Here is a 14,859-nt window from a genome sequence, read left to right on the forward strand (position 1 = left end):
CCCACATGGCCGCGCAACCGCCTGCACGTCGTCCCGGTGCGGCCAACCACTCAGGCTGACCCGCCAGGGCTGACTGCGGCGCTCAGCCCTTACCAGAGGGCGATGTCGTAGGTCAGGTAGATGCGATTGCTGTCACGCCCGCGGGAGAAGTCGGAGCGATACACGTAGTTGCGCAGCTTCACGCCAAGGCCCTTGACCGGCCCGGATTGCACCACGTAGGCAAGCTCCATGTCGCGCTCCCACTCGCTCAGCCCAGCGTCAGCCGAGCGCCCGTTATCCCCGCTGAGGTAGCGGGTCATGAAGGTAAGCCCTGGGATGCCTGCCGCAGCGAAGTTGTAGGCATAGCTGGCCATCCACGTTTTCTCCTCTTCCTCGATGAACTTGCCGATACCCACGTTACTGAACGAGTACACCGTGGCGCCGCTGATGTAGGGCAGCCCGGCCTTGCCGTAGAGCACCTGGTAGCCACCCCCGAATGTGTGCCCGGAATGGGTGTACGACAGTTGCCCGCTAAACATGTCATTGTCGATTTCGCCGCCCCGGGCAGCGCCGCTGTCGCGGCTGTTGAAATAGCGCAAGTCGGTGGTGAGCACGCCGCCGGCCAAAGGCAGGTCGTAAATCAGGCCGGCAAAGTCCTGGCGGTAGAAATGTTCCAGCTGGCCGTGGAAATAGCTCAACTTCAACTGCTTGTTGACGGCGTAATCGGCGCCGGCAAAGTTGAAATCGCCAGACTCGTTACCGCTGTAACCGTCCAGGTACAGGCCAGTGCTGTCAGAGGAGTCGCGCAGCTTGAAGCGGTTCAGGTGCCCGGCAGTCAGGGTCAGGTTGTCGATGTCGGTGCTGGTCAGCTGGGTGCCCTGGTAGGTTTGCGGCAACAAGCGTGCATCGTTGTAGATCAGCACCGGGGTTTTCGGCAGCAAGGTGCCATGCTTGACCACGGTCTGCCCCAGGCGCGCCTTGGCCGTCACGCCGGCACTGGCAAACTCGTCTGCGGCGCGGCCATCGTCATGCGTCGGCAGCAAACCGGTACCGCTGCGGCCGCGGCCCGAATCGAGCCGCACGCCGAGCAGCCCCATGGCGTCGAGCCCCAGCCCCAGGGGGCCCTGGGTGAAGCCGGACTGATAGTCGAGCAGGAAGCCCTGCGCCCATTCCACCCGCTCGCTCTTGGCGGTGGCAGCGGCGCGCGGGCTCATGCCCTGTTCGTCGCGGAAGTTTTCGTTGAAGTACACATTGCGCAGTTGCAGCTTCAGCTTGCTATCGTCGACGAAACCGGCGGCGCCGGCCACAGGCAGCCAGCCGCACAGCAGGCCACAGGTGGCCCCACGGAAAACAGCTCGGGACATGATTGATACTCTATTGTTGTTTTTGGGTGAGCGGGGCGCCGGTCGGCGCCCGAAGCAGTTCAGACGAAGAAGGACAAGGCACCGGTGGCCAGCGCCAGCGCAGTGATCACCAACGATGTGAGCACCGCCCATTTCACCGTGGCTTTCTGGAAATCACCGATGTCGCGGTCGACCATCCCCACCAACAGCAGGGTCGAGGCCACCAGTGGGCTCATCAGGTGCACCGGCTGGCCCAGCACCGAGGCGCGGGCGATTTCAATCGGGTCGATGCCATAGGCGGTCGCGGCATTGGCCAGGATCGGTACCACGCCAAAGTAGTAGGCGTCGTTCGACAGCACGAAGGTCAATGGCATGCTGGTCAGGGCCACCACCAGTGGGAACCAGTGGCTCCAGGCGGCAGGAATCCAGTCGACCAGGGTCTGCGCCAGGGCGTCGACCATCTTGGTGCCCGAGAAGATACCGGCGAAGATGCCCGCGGCAAATACCAGCAATACCACGGTCATGGCATTGCCCGAATGGGCGAGGATGCGTTCTTTCTGCAAGTCCAGTTGCGGGTAGTTGATCATCAGCGCGGCGACGAAGCCGATCATGAAGAGGATCGCCGCGTGCATTACCCCGAAGACCAACGCGGTCATCACGGCGATCACCAGGGCCAGGTTTACATAGGCCAGGCGTGGGCGCTTGTAGGGAGCGTCGCCAAGGATTTCCTTGATGTAGCAATTGCCACCACCCGACTCCAGGGCGATGTTCCCGATGCGGCGACGCTCGGCACGGCCCAGCAGGAAGGCGGTGAATACCACCCAGGCAGCGCCACCGATCACGGTCGGCAACATCGGGATGAAGTATTCGGTGGCGTCCAGGCCCAACGCGGCGATGGCCCGGGTAGCCGGCCCGCCCCAGGGGCTCATGCCACTCATGATGCTCAGCGACAGCATCGACACCGTGGCCAGGATCATCGGGTTCATGCCGATGCGCTTGTACAACGGCAGCATGGCCGCGCAGGTGATCATGTACGTGGTGGTGCCGTCACCGTCCAGCGCTACCACCAGCGACAGCAGCGCGGTGCCGATGGCGATCTTGACCGGGTCGCCATTGACGCGCTTGAGAATCTTGCGGATCAGCGGGTCGAACAGGCCGGCATCGATCATCAGGCCGAAGAACAGGATGGCGAACAACAGCAGTGCGGCTGACGGTGCCACCATTTTCAAGCCATCGAGCATCATCTTGCCCAGGTCGGGGGCAAAGCCACCGATCACTGCGAAGACAATCGGTACGACGGTGAGCGCCACGATGGGGGACAGGCGTTTACTCATGATCAGGTAGGTGAAGGTCACCACCATGATCAGGCCCAGGAGTGCGAGCATGGTTTTTTCTCTTGTTTTTATTGTGTTGCGGCCGCCAGCAGGGCAGACGGCCCCCTACCCCACCCGCACCGTCAGGTTGCTGGGTGGGATTTCAAGTCAGCGAGGACAGATGGAAAAGGTGTTCAGCCGTGGTGCCGAGGCTCCGCAGCCCAGTCGGCCTGTGCCGTATCGGCTTCGTCTGCAGCGGCCGGGATTCCGTTCAGGCGGCGCAGCAGCGTTTTCCGGTCACAGGCATTCTCCGACAAGGAGATGACCACGGTCGCGACGGCGTTGCTGGCCAGGCTGGTCAGGGCGCGCGCTTCGGACATGAAGCGGTCGATACCGATCAGCAAGGCAAGCCCGGCGAGCGGGATGTCGTGGATCACGGTGAGGGTCGAGGCCAGGGCCACGAAACCACTGCCGGTCACGCCCGCTGCCCCTTTGGACGACAGCAGCATGATCGCCAGCATGGTCACCGTCTGGCCAAGGGTCAGGTCGATGTTGCAGGCCTGGGCGATGAACACCGCGGCCAGCGACAGGTAGATGGCCGTGCCGTCGAGGTTGAAGGAATAGCCGGTAGGCAGCACCAGCCCGACCACGCCCTTCTTGCAGCCCAGTTTCTCCAGCTTCTCCAGCATGCGCGGCAGCACCGGCTCGGTGGAGGACGTGCCGAGCACCACCAGGAACTCCTCGCGGAAGTAGCGCAGCAGCTTCCACAGGCTGAAGCCATAGGCACGGCAGATGCCGCCGAGCACCACCAGCACGAAGAACGCACAGGCGATATACAGCGTACCGACCAGCTTGGCCAAGGCACCCAGCGAGGTCACGCCGTACTGGCCGACCGTGAACGCCAGTGCACCGAAGGCGCCGATGGGGGCGAAGCGCATCAGGTAGCCGAAGATGCGGAACACCATGGTCGAGGCCGATTCCAGCACATTCAGTACCGGCTTGCCCTTCTCGCCCATGGACGACAGGGCAAAACCGCTGAGCACGGCGATGAACAGCACCGGCAGCACCTCACCCTTGTTGAACGCACCGATGAAGGTGTCCGGGATGATGTGCATGAAGAAGTCGACCACGCTGAGCTTGGCCGCCGACGCAGCGTACTGGCTCAGCCCGGCAGTGCTGAGGGTCGCAGGGTCGATGTTCATGCCGACGCCCGGGCGGAACAGGTACACCGCCGCCAGGCCGATCATCAGGCTGACCACGGTCAGGCCCAGGAACAACAGCAATGTCTTGCTCATCAAGCGCCCCAGGGAGCGCTTGTCGGTCATGCCGGCGATGCCGGTGACGATGGTGCAGAACACCACCGGGGCAATCATCATCTTGATCAGCTTGATGAAAGCATCACCCAGCGGCTTGAGCGCAACAGCCTGTTGCGCCCAGAAGTGGCCGACCACTACGCCCAGCAGGACGGCGCAGAGGATCTGAAAGTACAGCGATTTGGCGAGTCTCATGAGGCATCACCCATTGTTGAAATTGTGCGGATGCGCTTGTTGCAATTGTTTGGAGCTGAACGGCTGCCAGAGCTACCCGGCCAATCTGCGGAATGTAGGGGCGTAAACGAAACCTGAGAACAACCGTCGGGCAGTTCGCACCACCGAGGCCTGGATGGTCTTGCCATCGGCGCCGGTGCGCGACAATGCCACATCGATGCCACCGCTTGGGTGTTCCAGGCGCACTTCGGTCAATTGCTCGGCGCCCTCGCCCAGCAGTTCACCGATCACGGTGCCAGGGCTGACACAGGCAGTGGCCAACCCGATCGAACCTGTAATGGCCAGCGCGCGGTGGCAGCTGTGCGGCATGAAGTAGCGAACCTGCAGGGTGCCGTCATAGCGCGGCTTGGAAACCAACACCGGCTTGGGGATGACCATCCCGCTGACATCGCCCAGGCCCATGGCCTTGCCGGCCTTAAGGCGCAGCGCTTCCAGGCGCTTGAGCAGGTCCTCGTTGGCATCGAGTTCGGCAGGCGTTTCCGAACCGGTGACACCGAGCTGGCTGGCCTCGACCACCATCATCGGCATGGCCATGTCGATGCAGGTGACCGGTACACCGTCAATCACGTCCATGGCCTGGCCGGTCGGGAACAGCTTGCCGGTCTTGCTGCCAACCGCATCGAGGAACGTCAGCTGCACCGGGGCGGCAGTGCCCGGAACGCCATCGATCGCCGTGCGGCCTTCGTAACGCACGATCCCGCCGGGGGTTTCCACCAGCGAGTTGACGAACGTTCCGGTGTTGAGGTTGCGGATGCGCACCAGGGTCTTGCCTTCCTGGCCCTTGACCAACCCTTGCTCGATGGCGAACGGGCCAACGGCGCACAGCATGTTGCCGCAGTTAGGGGCGGTGTCGACCCTGCGCTGCGCGACCATGACCTGCACGAACAGGTAATCTACGTCAGCGTCGGCATGCAGCGAAGGGCTTACAATCGCCACCTTGCTGGTCTGCGGGCTACCGCCACCGATCCCGTCGATCTCCAGTTCATGCCCGGAGCCCATCAGGTTGATCAGTAATTCGTCGCGCTCGACCACGTTGGCAGGCAGGTCCCAGGCGTGGAAAAACGGCCCCTTGGAGGTGCCACCGCGCATGAGTACGCAAGGAATTCGTTGCATGATTTCGCACTCTTGTTGATCAATGGACATCATTGATGTTGTGGACACAAGATTGACAGGGATGGATAAATCAATCCAATGCAAATATCGTAGCTATTATTCCGATCCAGGCATCAATTAAACACCGGGGCCAGAGAGCGATTCGAGATGGAATATGAACTCCAAGACATCCGATCTTTCGTGAAAATCGCCGAACTCGGCAGTTTCCACGAGGCTGCGGAAGCGCTGCATTTGTCCCAGCCGGCGCTCAGCCGGCGGATCAAGAAGCTGGAAGAAGGGTTGGGCACGTCCCTGCTTGAGCGCACCACCCGTCGCGTCAGCCTGACCAGTGTCGGGCGCGACTTCCTGCCCAAGGCCAGGCGCCTGCTGGATGACTTCGAAGACTCGATCCTGAGCATTCGCGAGCTGGCCGAGCGCCAGACCGGCCAGGTGACCCTGGCCTGCATCCCCACCGCCGCGTTCTATTTCCTGCCGTCGGTGATTCGCGACTACAACGAGCAATACCCGAAGATCCGTATCCGCCTGCTTGACCTCAGTGCCAACGACGGGCTTGAAGCCGTGCTGCGCGGTGAAGCCGACTTCGGCATCAACATGATGAGCGGCCAGCACCCGGACATCGAGTTCGTCTCGCTGGTACAGGAGCATTTCGTGCTGGCCTGCCGTCGCGACCACAAGCTGGCAAACCGGGAATGCGTGACCTGGACGGAACTGGCCGACTACCGCCTGATTGGCGTGGGCCGGCTGAGCGGCAACCGAATGCTGCTGGACCACGCCCTGTCCGGGCTCAACCTGCGGCCCAAGTGGTTTTATGAAGTGCAGCACCTGTCCACCTCGCTGGGCATGGTCGAAGCCGGGCTGGGCGTGTCGGCCATGCCCAGCCTGGCCATGCCCAACGCCGACCACCCGACGCTGGTCAGCGTGCCGCTGACCGAACCCGAGGTCACTCGCACCCTGGGCCTGGTCTACCGGCGTGGCGCCTCGCTGTCGCCGGCGGCGGAAAAATTCGTCTCGATCCTGCTGGAGAAGTGGCCCAACCGCTGACCGGTCAGCCTGGCGTTGGCCTGGGTGCAGCGAGGGGTGCAGGGCGGCAGCACTCATCGTCATTCCCCGCCCAGGCCGAGGGTGTTGGGGCGGCGCTTCTCGATGGCGAACTTGAGCAGGGCCGCCGAGCGGAACAGCCCATGGGCGAACTTGCCATAGGGCAACGTGATGAACAGCGCCATGACCGTACCCAGGTGCAGCGCCAGCACGATCGCCATTGCTGCGGTATCACGCAGGCCCAGCAAGGCAAGGCCACTGGCGCTGACCAGCAGCAGGAGCAGAATGAAGGCACGGTCCATGGGGCGCTGGGCGACGTCGCCCTGCTCCGGGGCCCGGCGCAGGTTCAGCGCCAGCAACCCGAGCGGGCCGACGATCAGGCCGATACCCCCCAGGGTACCCAGCAGCACCGGCGCGCTGAGCAGCGGGTATGGCGCCTGCTGGCCCAGCAGGTAGTGGTAGCCGGTAGCGACCACCGTGGCTGCAAAGCACAGCATGAAGCCGTAGAAGGTCATGTGATGGAAGCGCCGGCGCCACAGCGTGTAGCGGTCATCGGCATTGTTGCAGCCCTGGCCGTGGCCACCGTCCAGGTACTTCAAGGTCAACACGGCGCTGGTTGCCTCCAGCACGGCGCCTTGGGCGGGTTGCGCCTGGGCGCTTGCAGGCGAGACAGCGCGCCAGAAGCGACGTACCGTCACCCCAAGCGCCAGGCCCGCCGCAGCGAATACCCCACCGAACATCAATGCCAGGGTGTTGTGCGGGAATACCGCGTAGAAGTTTCCGGCCAGCCGCCCCGGCAACAACGTGCCGTTGAGCCACAAGGTCAGCAGCAGGAACAGCGATAGGGCCAGCGACAGGGCAACGGCGACGTAGCTGCCGTTGTGCTGATACAGCCGGCCGAAGCGGGCCGGCCAGGCATACTCGGCGTAGGTCTGGCCACGCACCTTGGCCATGGCCTGGGGCACGTTCACGGCAAATTCGTGGGGGTCGGCGTACTGGCAGGCATGCAGGCAGGCCCCACAGTTGTGGCACAGATTGGCCAGGTAGTGGATGTCGGCCTTGCCGAACTCAAGCCGACGGGTCATTGCCGGGAATACGGCACAAAAGCCCTCGCAGTAGCGGCAGGCGTTGCAGATACGCATTTGCCGGTCGACTTCCTGCTCTTCCAGGTTCAGCGCAGGTATCAGTTCAAGTGCTGCGGGTTGGGCGACGGGCTGGTGTGCTTCAGGCAGTTGCGCGGTCATGGTCGTTCTCGTGTTCTGGATGGTCGTGGCCGGTTGCGGCAGCGGCGCTGGTGCCGGCGATGCGGCCGAAGGCAGTGCCGATGGACATGCCGACACCTGCCGTGTAGCCCTTGCCCAGCACATTGCCCGCCATCATTTCGCCGGCGACGAACAGGTTGGGGCTGGGCCGACCGGCAAAATGCACGGCCGCCGTTTCATCGGTGCGCAGCCCCAGGTAGGTGAAGGTCACGCCGGGGCGCAGCGGGTAGCCGTAGTAAGGCGGCGTGTCGAGCGGCCGAGCCCAGTGGCTTTTCACCGGTTGCAGGCCTTGGGTGTGGCAGTCGTCCAGGCGGGTGTGATCGAAGCTGCCGACCCGGCAGGCGCGGTTGTAGGCCTGCACCGTCTCGACGAAGGCCGGCACGGGCAAACCGAGCAACGCCGCCAGCCCCTCCAGGGTGTCGGCGCGGGCGCCCGGGAACACTGGCGGCATGAAACGACCTAGGGCTTTCTGGTCAATGATCGAGAAGCCCACCTGCCCTGGCTGCTGAGCCACCAGCCGGCCCCAGATGGCATAGCGCTTGGGCCAGAAATCCTCGCCTTCATCGTAAAAGCGCTGGCCGTCGCGGTTGACCACCACCCCCAGCGACACACAGTCGATACGCGTGCAGATGCCGCCGTCGTAAAGCGGCGCCCGGGCGTCGATCGCCACCATGTGCGCTTGCGTGGGGTCGCCGATGGTGTCGGCACCCTGTTCGATCATGCGGCGCAACAGCACCCCTTCGTTGAACCGCGTACCACGAATCAGGAAGTTGTCCGCAGGCCATTCGCCCCGCTCGTTCTGCCCCCAGGCATCGCGCAACCACTGGCGGTTGGACTCGAAGCCACCGGCCGCCAGCACACAACTGAGCGCCTCGATACGTTCGCCCGGCAGGGTGCGCCCCTGAACCTCGCGCGCCGGCACATGGGCCGCAACGAAGCGGCCGTTGTCCAGCTCGATGTCGGCCACAGGCGTGTCGTAGCGTATCTGCACGCCCAGCGCTTCGGCGCTGCGGAAATAGGCATTGACCAGTGCCTTGCCACCCCCCATGAAAAACGCGTTGGTACGGGCAGTGTGCAGCGCACCCGACAAGGAAGGCTGAAAATGCACGCCATGCCGGCGCATCCAGCCCCGGCAACTGGCAGAGGCACGGATCACCAGGCGCGCGAGCTTTTCGTCGGTCTGGCCCCCGGTGACCTTGAGCAGGTCCTGCCAGAACTCCTCTTCGGGGTATGCTTCGACCAGCACATCCTGCGGGGCGTCATGCATGCAGCGCAGGTTGCGCGTGTGTTGGGAATTGCCACCACGCCAGGCGCGGGGTGCGGCTTCGAGCAGCAGCACGCTGGCTCCGGCCTCGCGCGCCATCAGCGCGGCACAGAGGGCGGCATTACCCCCTCCGATGACTAGCACATCGATCATTTCGCCTCCAGGTCACGAAGCGCCGAATGGTCGGCTGCTCCTCGTGGCCAGGGACTTTAATCAGTGCCCGGGGGGGGCGAAACGCGGTGACACCGGGGGGGCCTTCAGTTTTTCTAAAGGGTGGGCAAGCGGCGGGCCACCGTCAGAGCAGCCGGGCGCCAGGCCACCGCCCCTGCTCCACCAGCGCCCGCGCCACTTCCTGCAGCACGATCCGGGTCGCCAGTGCAGCCGGTGACAGCTCGTCGTCGGCCAGGCTGACCATCACATTGCGGCGCTGCGCCTGGGCATCATCAATGGCATAGACCCGCAACCCCGCCTGGTGCGCCCGGGCCACCGTGGCGCCCGGCTGCAGGGTGGCGGCATGGCCCGCACAAACGCAATCCGTCAGCAGCGACAGGCCATCGACTTCCATGACAATGTTGGCCTCCAGCCCGGCACGCTCGAAGATCGCGCGCAGGGTCGCGCGCAAGCCGTGCTGTGTGCTGGGCATCACCAAAGGCAGCGTGGCGATCTGCTGCAACGTCAGCGATTCACCCCATTCGGGGCGCACCAGCGCGGCGGGGATGAGTGCAAACAGCCGCTCGGTCAGCAGCGGCCGCACATCCAGCCGCGGGCCCGCTTCTGCCTGGAACAACACCGCAAGGTCAAGGTGCCTGGCGTTGAGCTGGTTCACCAGGTAGCCCGACAGCATCTCCACCAGGTGCAGGCGGATGTCGGGGTAGCGTTCACGCATCTTGTCGATCAGCGCCAGGCCCAGCACCGACGCTGTAGTCGGCGCCAGGCCCACGCTGACATAGCCGCTCATGCGGCCGCTTTGCGCGGCCAGCACAGCATGCTCTGCCTGGCGCAGGGCCAGGCGCGCGTGGTACTCGAAGGCCAGGCCCGCAGCAGTCGGCGACACGCCGGTGCTCGAGCGCGTCAGCAACCGGGTACAGACCTCGCTTTCCAGCTTCGACAATTGCTGGCTCAGTGCCGAAGCACCGATACCAAGCTCGACCGCAGCCCTGCCAAGGCTGCCGTGCTCCAGAACACTCAGGAAATAGCGAAGTTGACGTAACTCCATACAGCTCTCTTTCAACGATAGGGGGCTATCCTTGCGCATCTTAGCCTGTAGCAGGCCCGATGGCGCCGCCCCCTGCCGCTAACCGCGCGAATGGGGCAGTGGCTTCAGGCCGCTGTCCTCGATCGCTGCGTCGGCTTGTGGCGATGCCAGGTAGTCAAGCAGCGCCTGCGCGGCGGCATGGTGCTGGCTGTTGCTGACCACCGCGCCCGAATACAGGGTCATTTTCTGGGCTTCGGCCGGGATCAGGCCAACGATATCGATGCCCTTGACGGGTTTGAGCTCGCTCAACTGCTGGAAGCCGATTTCAGCCTGGCCGCGAGCGATCACAGCGCCTACCGGCTCGGCAGGAATCATGTGGGCCTTGGCCGCGAAGCCAGCACCCAGGTGCATGCCGGGGAACAGGGTCTTGGACAGGTAGACGCCGCTGGCGCTGTCGGAGTACGCCACGGATTTGCTGTTGAGCAGTACGGCGCGCAAGCCCTGCAAGGTGCTGATATCCGGCTTGGGCTGGCCTTGGCGCACGGCCATGGCGATGAATGATTGGCCCAGGTCGACCCGGCTGCTCTTGTCAGCCTGGCCACCCGCCACCAGCTTGTCCAGGGCAGCACCCACCATCAGCACAACGTCCGCCGGCTCGGCACGGGCAAGCCTGTTGGGAATGGCCTGTGGCGTTTCGCCCATGGAAGGCGCGGCCAGCACCTGCAGCTTGACCCCGAATTTCTTCTCGTAGGCAGGCGCCACTTCCCGGATTGCGCCCATGATGCCACCGGAGCTCAGGACCGTGAGGGTTGGCGGTTCGGCAGGCGCAGCCTGGGCGAGCGAGCAGGTCAATGAAGATGCCAATACAGCAGCACAGGACAACATTCGAAACACTGGAGTTTTCTCCGCAGTAAAAGCACGGCATGCTAGCGAAGCGGGAAGCGCCTGCGGCGTGAAGCAGCCATTAAGAATGTTTCACTTACGGTTTTCGGAGCGCTTTTCTACACCCAGTTGTCAGTTGAATAACGACCACCGAGCATGGCCCGGGCGAAGCCGTGTGCCTGTCCGTTGCGGCCGGTGCACACCGCAGGTGCGCTCCTCCCATGATCCCTTTCGAGATTGCATCTTGGCCAAACCACGCTCTCCCGCTTCCCCCGACGGCGCCCTCGATTGGCTGAACTTCTTTTTGGCAGATGTGCGCGACGGGCTTGGGCCATACCTGGCCATCTACCTGCTGGCGGTGCATCAATGGCAACCGGCAAGCATCGGCCTGGTAATGAGCCTGGCAGGCATTGCTGCACTGTTGGCGCAAACCCCGGCAGGGGCATTGATCGACCGTACCAAAGCCAAGCGTGCCGTGGTGGTGATCGCTGCGCTGCTGGTGACTGGCAGCTGCCTGTTGTTGCCGTGGATTTCCTCGTTCAGCGGGGTAGCCCTGACCCAGACCATCAGTGCCCTGGCGGGCTCGATCTTTGCGCCAGCGATTGCCGCCATATCCTTGGGCATCAGCGGCCCCAAGGCCTTTACCCGCCGGGTAGGCCGCAACGAAACCTTCAACCATGCCGGCAACGCCTGTTCGGCGCTGCTGGCCGGCGGCCTGGCCTACCTGTTCGGCCCGGTGGTGGTGTTCTACCTGATGGCCGTCTTGACCGTGGCCAGTGTGGTGGCAGTGAGCTGCGTGCCTGCCACGGCCATCGATCACCAACTGGCTCGCGGCCTGGCGCATGGCCCTGGCGGTGATGACGCCCCTGCAGGGCTGCGTGTACTGCTGCACAACCGGACCCTGCTGGTATTCGCCGCGTGTTGCGCGCTGTTTCACCTGGCCAACGCGGCCATGCTGCCACTGGTCAGCCAGAAGCTCTCGCAGGTCGACCTGCAGCTGGCCACCCCGCTGACCTCCGCCTGCATCGTTGCCGCGCAACTGGTGATGGTGCCCATGGCGCTGCTGGTAGGCGCCAAGGCCGAACACTGGGGCCGCAAACCGTTCCTGCTGATCGGTTTCCTGATACTGCCGCTTCGCGGGGCGCTCTATGTGGTGTCTGACAACCCGTTCTGGCTGGTGGGCGTGCAACTGCTCGATGGCATCGGCGCCGGGATCTTCGGTGCGCTGTTCCCGATTGTGGTCAAGGACCTGACCGAAGGCACCGGCCGATTCAATGTGAGCCTTGGCGCGCTGACCGCGGTGTTCGGGCTGGGCGCCGCGCTCAGCCCTGGCATCGCCGGGCTGGTGGTGCAGGCTGCAGGCTACGATGCGGCGTTCCTGACCCTGGCCGGTATCGCCGGGGTCGCCTTCATCCTGGTAGTGCTGGCGCTGCCAGAAACGCACCCGCGCAGCCTGCCAGCGCCACTGCCCACCCCTGTCGGAAACTGAGCGCCTTATGCCTGTCAGTGAAAGTGCATTGATCATCTGGGCGGTCGCCGCACTGGCGACCTGCGGCGTCATTTTGCGCCCATGGCGCGTTCCGGAGTACGTCTGGGCCATGGGCGGGGCGGTGCTGCTGGTCGGCCTTGGCCTGATGACGCCTCGGCGGGCCCTGGCCGCGGTGGCCGAAGGCGGTGACGTCTACCTGTTTCTGATCGGCATGATGGTACTGGCCGAACTCGCTCGCCAGGAAGGCCTGTTCGACTGGCTGGCACGGTATGCCGTGCAGCATGCGCGGGGTTCCGGGCAACGGCTGTTCGACCTGGTATTCCTGGTGGGCACGCTGGTTACGGTGTTCCTGTCCAACGACGCCACGGCCGTGGTCCTGACCCCGGCAGTCTATGCCGCGTGCAAGGCCGCCAAGGCCGACCCGCTGCCCTACCTGTTCATCTGCGCGTTCATCGCCAACGCCGCGAGTTTCGTCCTGCCTATCTCCAACCCTGCCAACCTGGTGGTATTCGGCAGCCATATGCCGCCACTGCTGGACTGGCTACGCCAGTTCAGCCTGCCTTCCCTGGCCGCAATCTGCCTGACCTATGGGGTGCTGCGGGTGACTCAGCGCCGGCAGATCCGCCAACCGCTGGCGCTGAGCGTGAGCGGCGCGCCCCTGACGACTGGCGCCCGCCTGTGTGCAATGGGCATCGTGGTCACCGGCGCGTTGCTGCTGGGCGCCTCGGCACTGGATCGGGCGCTGGGGCTGCCAACGTTCTGTGCCGGGGTGGCGACCACGGCACTGATCCACCTGTGGCAACGACGCAGCCCACTGCCGGTGCTGCGCCACGTGGCCTGGGGCGTGCTGCCCTTGGTGGCAGGCCTGTTCATACTGGTCGAAGCCGTTGCACAGACCGGGCTGATCGAGCGCCTCGCCCAGGCACTGGCCAGCCTGTCCGCACAAACACCGGTTACCGCCAGCTGGGTCGGCGGCGTGGGTGTGGCGATCGCCAGCAACCTGATGAACAACTTGCCCACCGGGTTGATCGCCGGGTCCATGGGCTCGCTGGTGGCGCTGCCCCAGCAAACCACTGCAGCCTTGCTGATCGGCGTCGACCTGGGGCCGAACCTGTCGATTACCGGCTCCCTGGCCACCCTGTTGTGGCTGGTGGCGATCCGCCGGGAAGGGGAACATGTCAGCGCATGGCGTTTTCTGTGCCTGGGTGCGCTGGTGATGCCGCCTGCGTTGGCCGCCGCGCTGCTGGCCCTGTGGGTATGACAGGGCCCGCCAGCGGCCAGCACTGCTAAAGCATCAAGGCATGGCCGTGGCTGCCTCGGCCGGCTGCGCTTCCAGCTGCACCTGAATCGGCGCTGCTTCGGGCGGCGGTGCCAGCGGCTGCGAACCTTGGCTGTCATCCACTACAGGTACCACTGGCGACTCCGTGGCTGGGGCAGCCGCTGCTGGCGCGGGCTGCGCTTCGGTGACAGGCGCGGCCTGCGCGGCGGGCGTAGTTTCAGCAGCGGGCGCCGGCGCTGCTGCCGCTGGGGTCGGTGCCAGCGGGTTCGCCGCCGCTTGCTCCGGCAGCCCCAGGGTAACCGCCGGCTTTTCTACTTTTGGCGCTTCGACCTTGGCTTTGCTGACCTTCTTCGGCTTGGGCAGGTAACTTTCCACCAAGGCAAAATAGCGATCATAGAATTGCGCCGCCGTTACCGTCTCGCTCGCGACCTTGACCATCGAGTCGTCGCTGGAGCCAATCGGCATCGACACCGACCCCAGCACGCCCACGCCCAGGCTGGCCGAGGTGTTGGACTTTTTCAGCGCGTAGCGGTCCTGCAGGGCGTTGGCGAACATGGTCGAGTGCTGGTCGTCACTCGCGTCTGGCGCGCAGGTAACGTTGAAGCTGATCTGCAGGTGGTTTTCGCTGTTCTGCTGGAAGCTCTTATTGCCCACTACCTGGTTGGCACCGCTGCTGGTGATGATGTAGCCCTGGCTGAGCAAGGCGCGCCGCGCCGCCTCGCAAGAGCCGGCATCGCTTACCGGGAAACTGCGCGAGAACGTACCCGAGTCAGCGAAGTTCTCGTGCTCGTAGACGGCCGCTTTTTTCGAGGAACAACCGCTCACGCCCGCCAGCACCAGGGCCAGCCCGAGCGCACCAAAGACGGAAGATCTGGTCATTGCGTATTCCGGGTATGTCGAGAGGGTGCCTATTGTGCAACACAGCAGGCAAGCACACCAACCACTGGTCGGTGAAGAACCTGTAAGGTTGGTGTAAATGTGGGCCCAGGCCAATAACAGCCAGGTACCAGAACGAAAAAAGCGACCCGAAGGTCGCTTTGACGTTGCCTCAAGGCGTTCATGGGGCCTAGGGGCGAAGATGGCGCAGCGGACGGGACTCGAACCCGCGACCCCCGGCGTGACAGGCCGGTATTCTAACCGACTGAACTACCGCTG

Annotated in this window: 12 protein-coding genes; 3 read left to right on the forward strand and 9 right to left on the reverse strand. The window is 64.3% G+C overall.

What is annotated here, in order from left to right; translation table 11 throughout:
• Window positions 1-89: 89 nt before the first annotated feature.
• The 4 genes from EGJ22_RS19010 to EGJ22_RS19025 form a co-directional block, all read right to left on the reverse strand.
• A complete protein-coding gene (locus EGJ22_RS19010) occupies window positions 90-1,343 on the reverse strand; it encodes an OprD family porin (protein ID WP_029886338.1) in 1,254 nt (417 codons plus the stop codon).
• Window positions 1,344-1,402: 59 nt separating this feature from the next.
• A complete protein-coding gene (locus tag EGJ22_RS19015; RefSeq protein WP_009683761.1) occupies window positions 1,403-2,707 on the reverse strand; it encodes a CitMHS family transporter in 1,305 nt (434 codons plus the stop codon).
• Between the two features lie 122 nt (window positions 2,708-2,829).
• Window positions 2,830-4,143, reverse strand: coding sequence for a dicarboxylate/amino acid:cation symporter (locus EGJ22_RS19020; RefSeq protein ID WP_029886337.1), 1,314 nt, complete (start codon window positions 4,141-4,143; stop codon window positions 2,830-2,832).
• 72 nt (window positions 4,144-4,215) lie between these two features.
• Window positions 4,216-5,295 carry a 4-oxalomesaconate tautomerase gene (locus tag EGJ22_RS19025; protein WP_029886336.1) on the reverse strand — a complete coding sequence of 360 codons (1,080 nt, stop codon included), beginning with the start codon at window positions 5,293-5,295 and terminating at the stop codon, window positions 4,216-4,218.
• A 147-nt stretch (window positions 5,296-5,442) separates the two neighbouring features.
• Here EGJ22_RS19025 and EGJ22_RS19030 point away from each other — a divergent pair, with 147 nt between their 5' ends.
• Window positions 5,443-6,336 (forward strand): LysR family transcriptional regulator, encoded by an 894-nt coding sequence (locus EGJ22_RS19030; protein WP_009683764.1) that lies wholly within the window; start codon window positions 5,443-5,445, stop codon window positions 6,334-6,336.
• Between the two features lie 59 nt (window positions 6,337-6,395).
• Here the strand turns inward: EGJ22_RS19030 and tcuB are convergent, their stop codons facing one another.
• From tcuB to EGJ22_RS19050, 4 genes are all read right to left on the reverse strand, one after another.
• On the reverse strand, window positions 6,396-7,577 hold the full coding sequence (gene tcuB / locus EGJ22_RS19035) for a tricarballylate utilization 4Fe-4S protein TcuB (protein WP_029886335.1): 1,182 nt from the start codon (window positions 7,575-7,577) through the stop codon (window positions 6,396-6,398).
• Window positions 7,558-9,012, reverse strand: a complete 1,455-nt coding sequence (tcuA, locus tag EGJ22_RS19040; protein WP_125920346.1) for an FAD-dependent tricarballylate dehydrogenase TcuA — start codon at window positions 9,010-9,012, stop codon at window positions 7,558-7,560. Before tcuA ends, tcuB begins: the two co-directional genes overlap by 20 nt.
• A gap of 142 nt (window positions 9,013-9,154) precedes the next feature.
• The gene (locus tag EGJ22_RS19045; protein WP_029886333.1) at window positions 9,155-10,075 is read right to left on the reverse strand and encodes a LysR family transcriptional regulator; all 921 of its coding nucleotides are present in this window, start codon (window positions 10,073-10,075) and stop codon (window positions 9,155-9,157) included.
• Between the two features lie 78 nt (window positions 10,076-10,153).
• Window positions 10,154-10,948: a substrate-binding domain-containing protein gene (locus EGJ22_RS19050; RefSeq protein ID WP_029886332.1), complete on the reverse strand. Its 795-nt coding sequence runs from the start codon at window positions 10,946-10,948 to the stop codon at window positions 10,154-10,156.
• A 232-nt stretch (window positions 10,949-11,180) separates the two neighbouring features.
• Between EGJ22_RS19050 and EGJ22_RS19055 the strand changes: the two genes are divergently transcribed.
• Window positions 11,181-12,425, forward strand: coding sequence for an MFS transporter (locus EGJ22_RS19055; RefSeq protein ID WP_029886331.1), 1,245 nt, complete (start codon window positions 11,181-11,183; stop codon window positions 12,423-12,425).
• A gap of 7 nt (window positions 12,426-12,432) precedes the next feature.
• The gene (locus EGJ22_RS19060) at window positions 12,433-13,686 is read left to right on the forward strand and encodes an arsenic transporter (protein WP_029886330.1); all 1,254 of its coding nucleotides are present in this window, start codon (window positions 12,433-12,435) and stop codon (window positions 13,684-13,686) included.
• 33 nt (window positions 13,687-13,719) lie between these two features.
• Here EGJ22_RS19060 and EGJ22_RS19065 read toward each other — a convergent pair whose 3' ends face one another.
• Window positions 13,720-14,583, reverse strand: a complete 864-nt coding sequence (locus EGJ22_RS19065) for a DUF2242 domain-containing protein (protein ID WP_029886329.1) — start codon at window positions 14,581-14,583, stop codon at window positions 13,720-13,722.
• Window positions 14,584-14,859 lie beyond the last annotated feature (276 nt).

Source organism: Pseudomonas sp. p99-361, assembly GCF_003935475.1.
Lineage (GTDB): Bacteria > Pseudomonadota > Gammaproteobacteria > Pseudomonadales > Pseudomonadaceae > Aquipseudomonas > Aquipseudomonas juntendi.

Coding starts and splice junctions, on each gene's coding strand:
- EGJ22_RS19010 (WP_029886338.1), bottom strand. CDS start 1,343: ATGTCCCGAGCTGTTTTCCGTGGGGCCACCTGTGGCCTGCTGTGCGGC.
- EGJ22_RS19015 (WP_009683761.1), bottom strand. CDS start 2,707: ATGCTCGCACTCCTGGGCCTGATCATGGTGGTGACCTTCACCTACCTG.
- EGJ22_RS19020 (WP_029886337.1), bottom strand. CDS start 4,143: ATGAGACTCGCCAAATCGCTGTACTTTCAGATCCTCTGCGCCGTCCTG.
- EGJ22_RS19025 (WP_029886336.1), bottom strand. CDS start 5,295: ATGCAACGAATTCCTTGCGTACTCATGCGCGGTGGCACCTCCAAGGGG.
- EGJ22_RS19030 (WP_009683764.1), top strand. CDS start 5,443: ATGGAATATGAACTCCAAGACATCCGATCTTTCGTGAAAATCGCCGAA.
- tcuB (WP_029886335.1), bottom strand. CDS start 7,577: ATGACCGCGCAACTGCCTGAAGCACACCAGCCCGTCGCCCAACCCGCA.
- tcuA (WP_125920346.1), bottom strand. CDS start 9,012: ATGATCGATGTGCTAGTCATCGGAGGGGGTAATGCCGCCCTCTGTGCC.
- EGJ22_RS19045 (WP_029886333.1), bottom strand. CDS start 10,075: ATGGAGTTACGTCAACTTCGCTATTTCCTGAGTGTTCTGGAGCACGGC.
- EGJ22_RS19060 (WP_029886330.1), top strand. CDS start 12,433: ATGCCTGTCAGTGAAAGTGCATTGATCATCTGGGCGGTCGCCGCACTG.
- EGJ22_RS19065 (WP_029886329.1), bottom strand. CDS start 14,583: ATGACCAGATCTTCCGTCTTTGGTGCGCTCGGGCTGGCCCTGGTGCTG.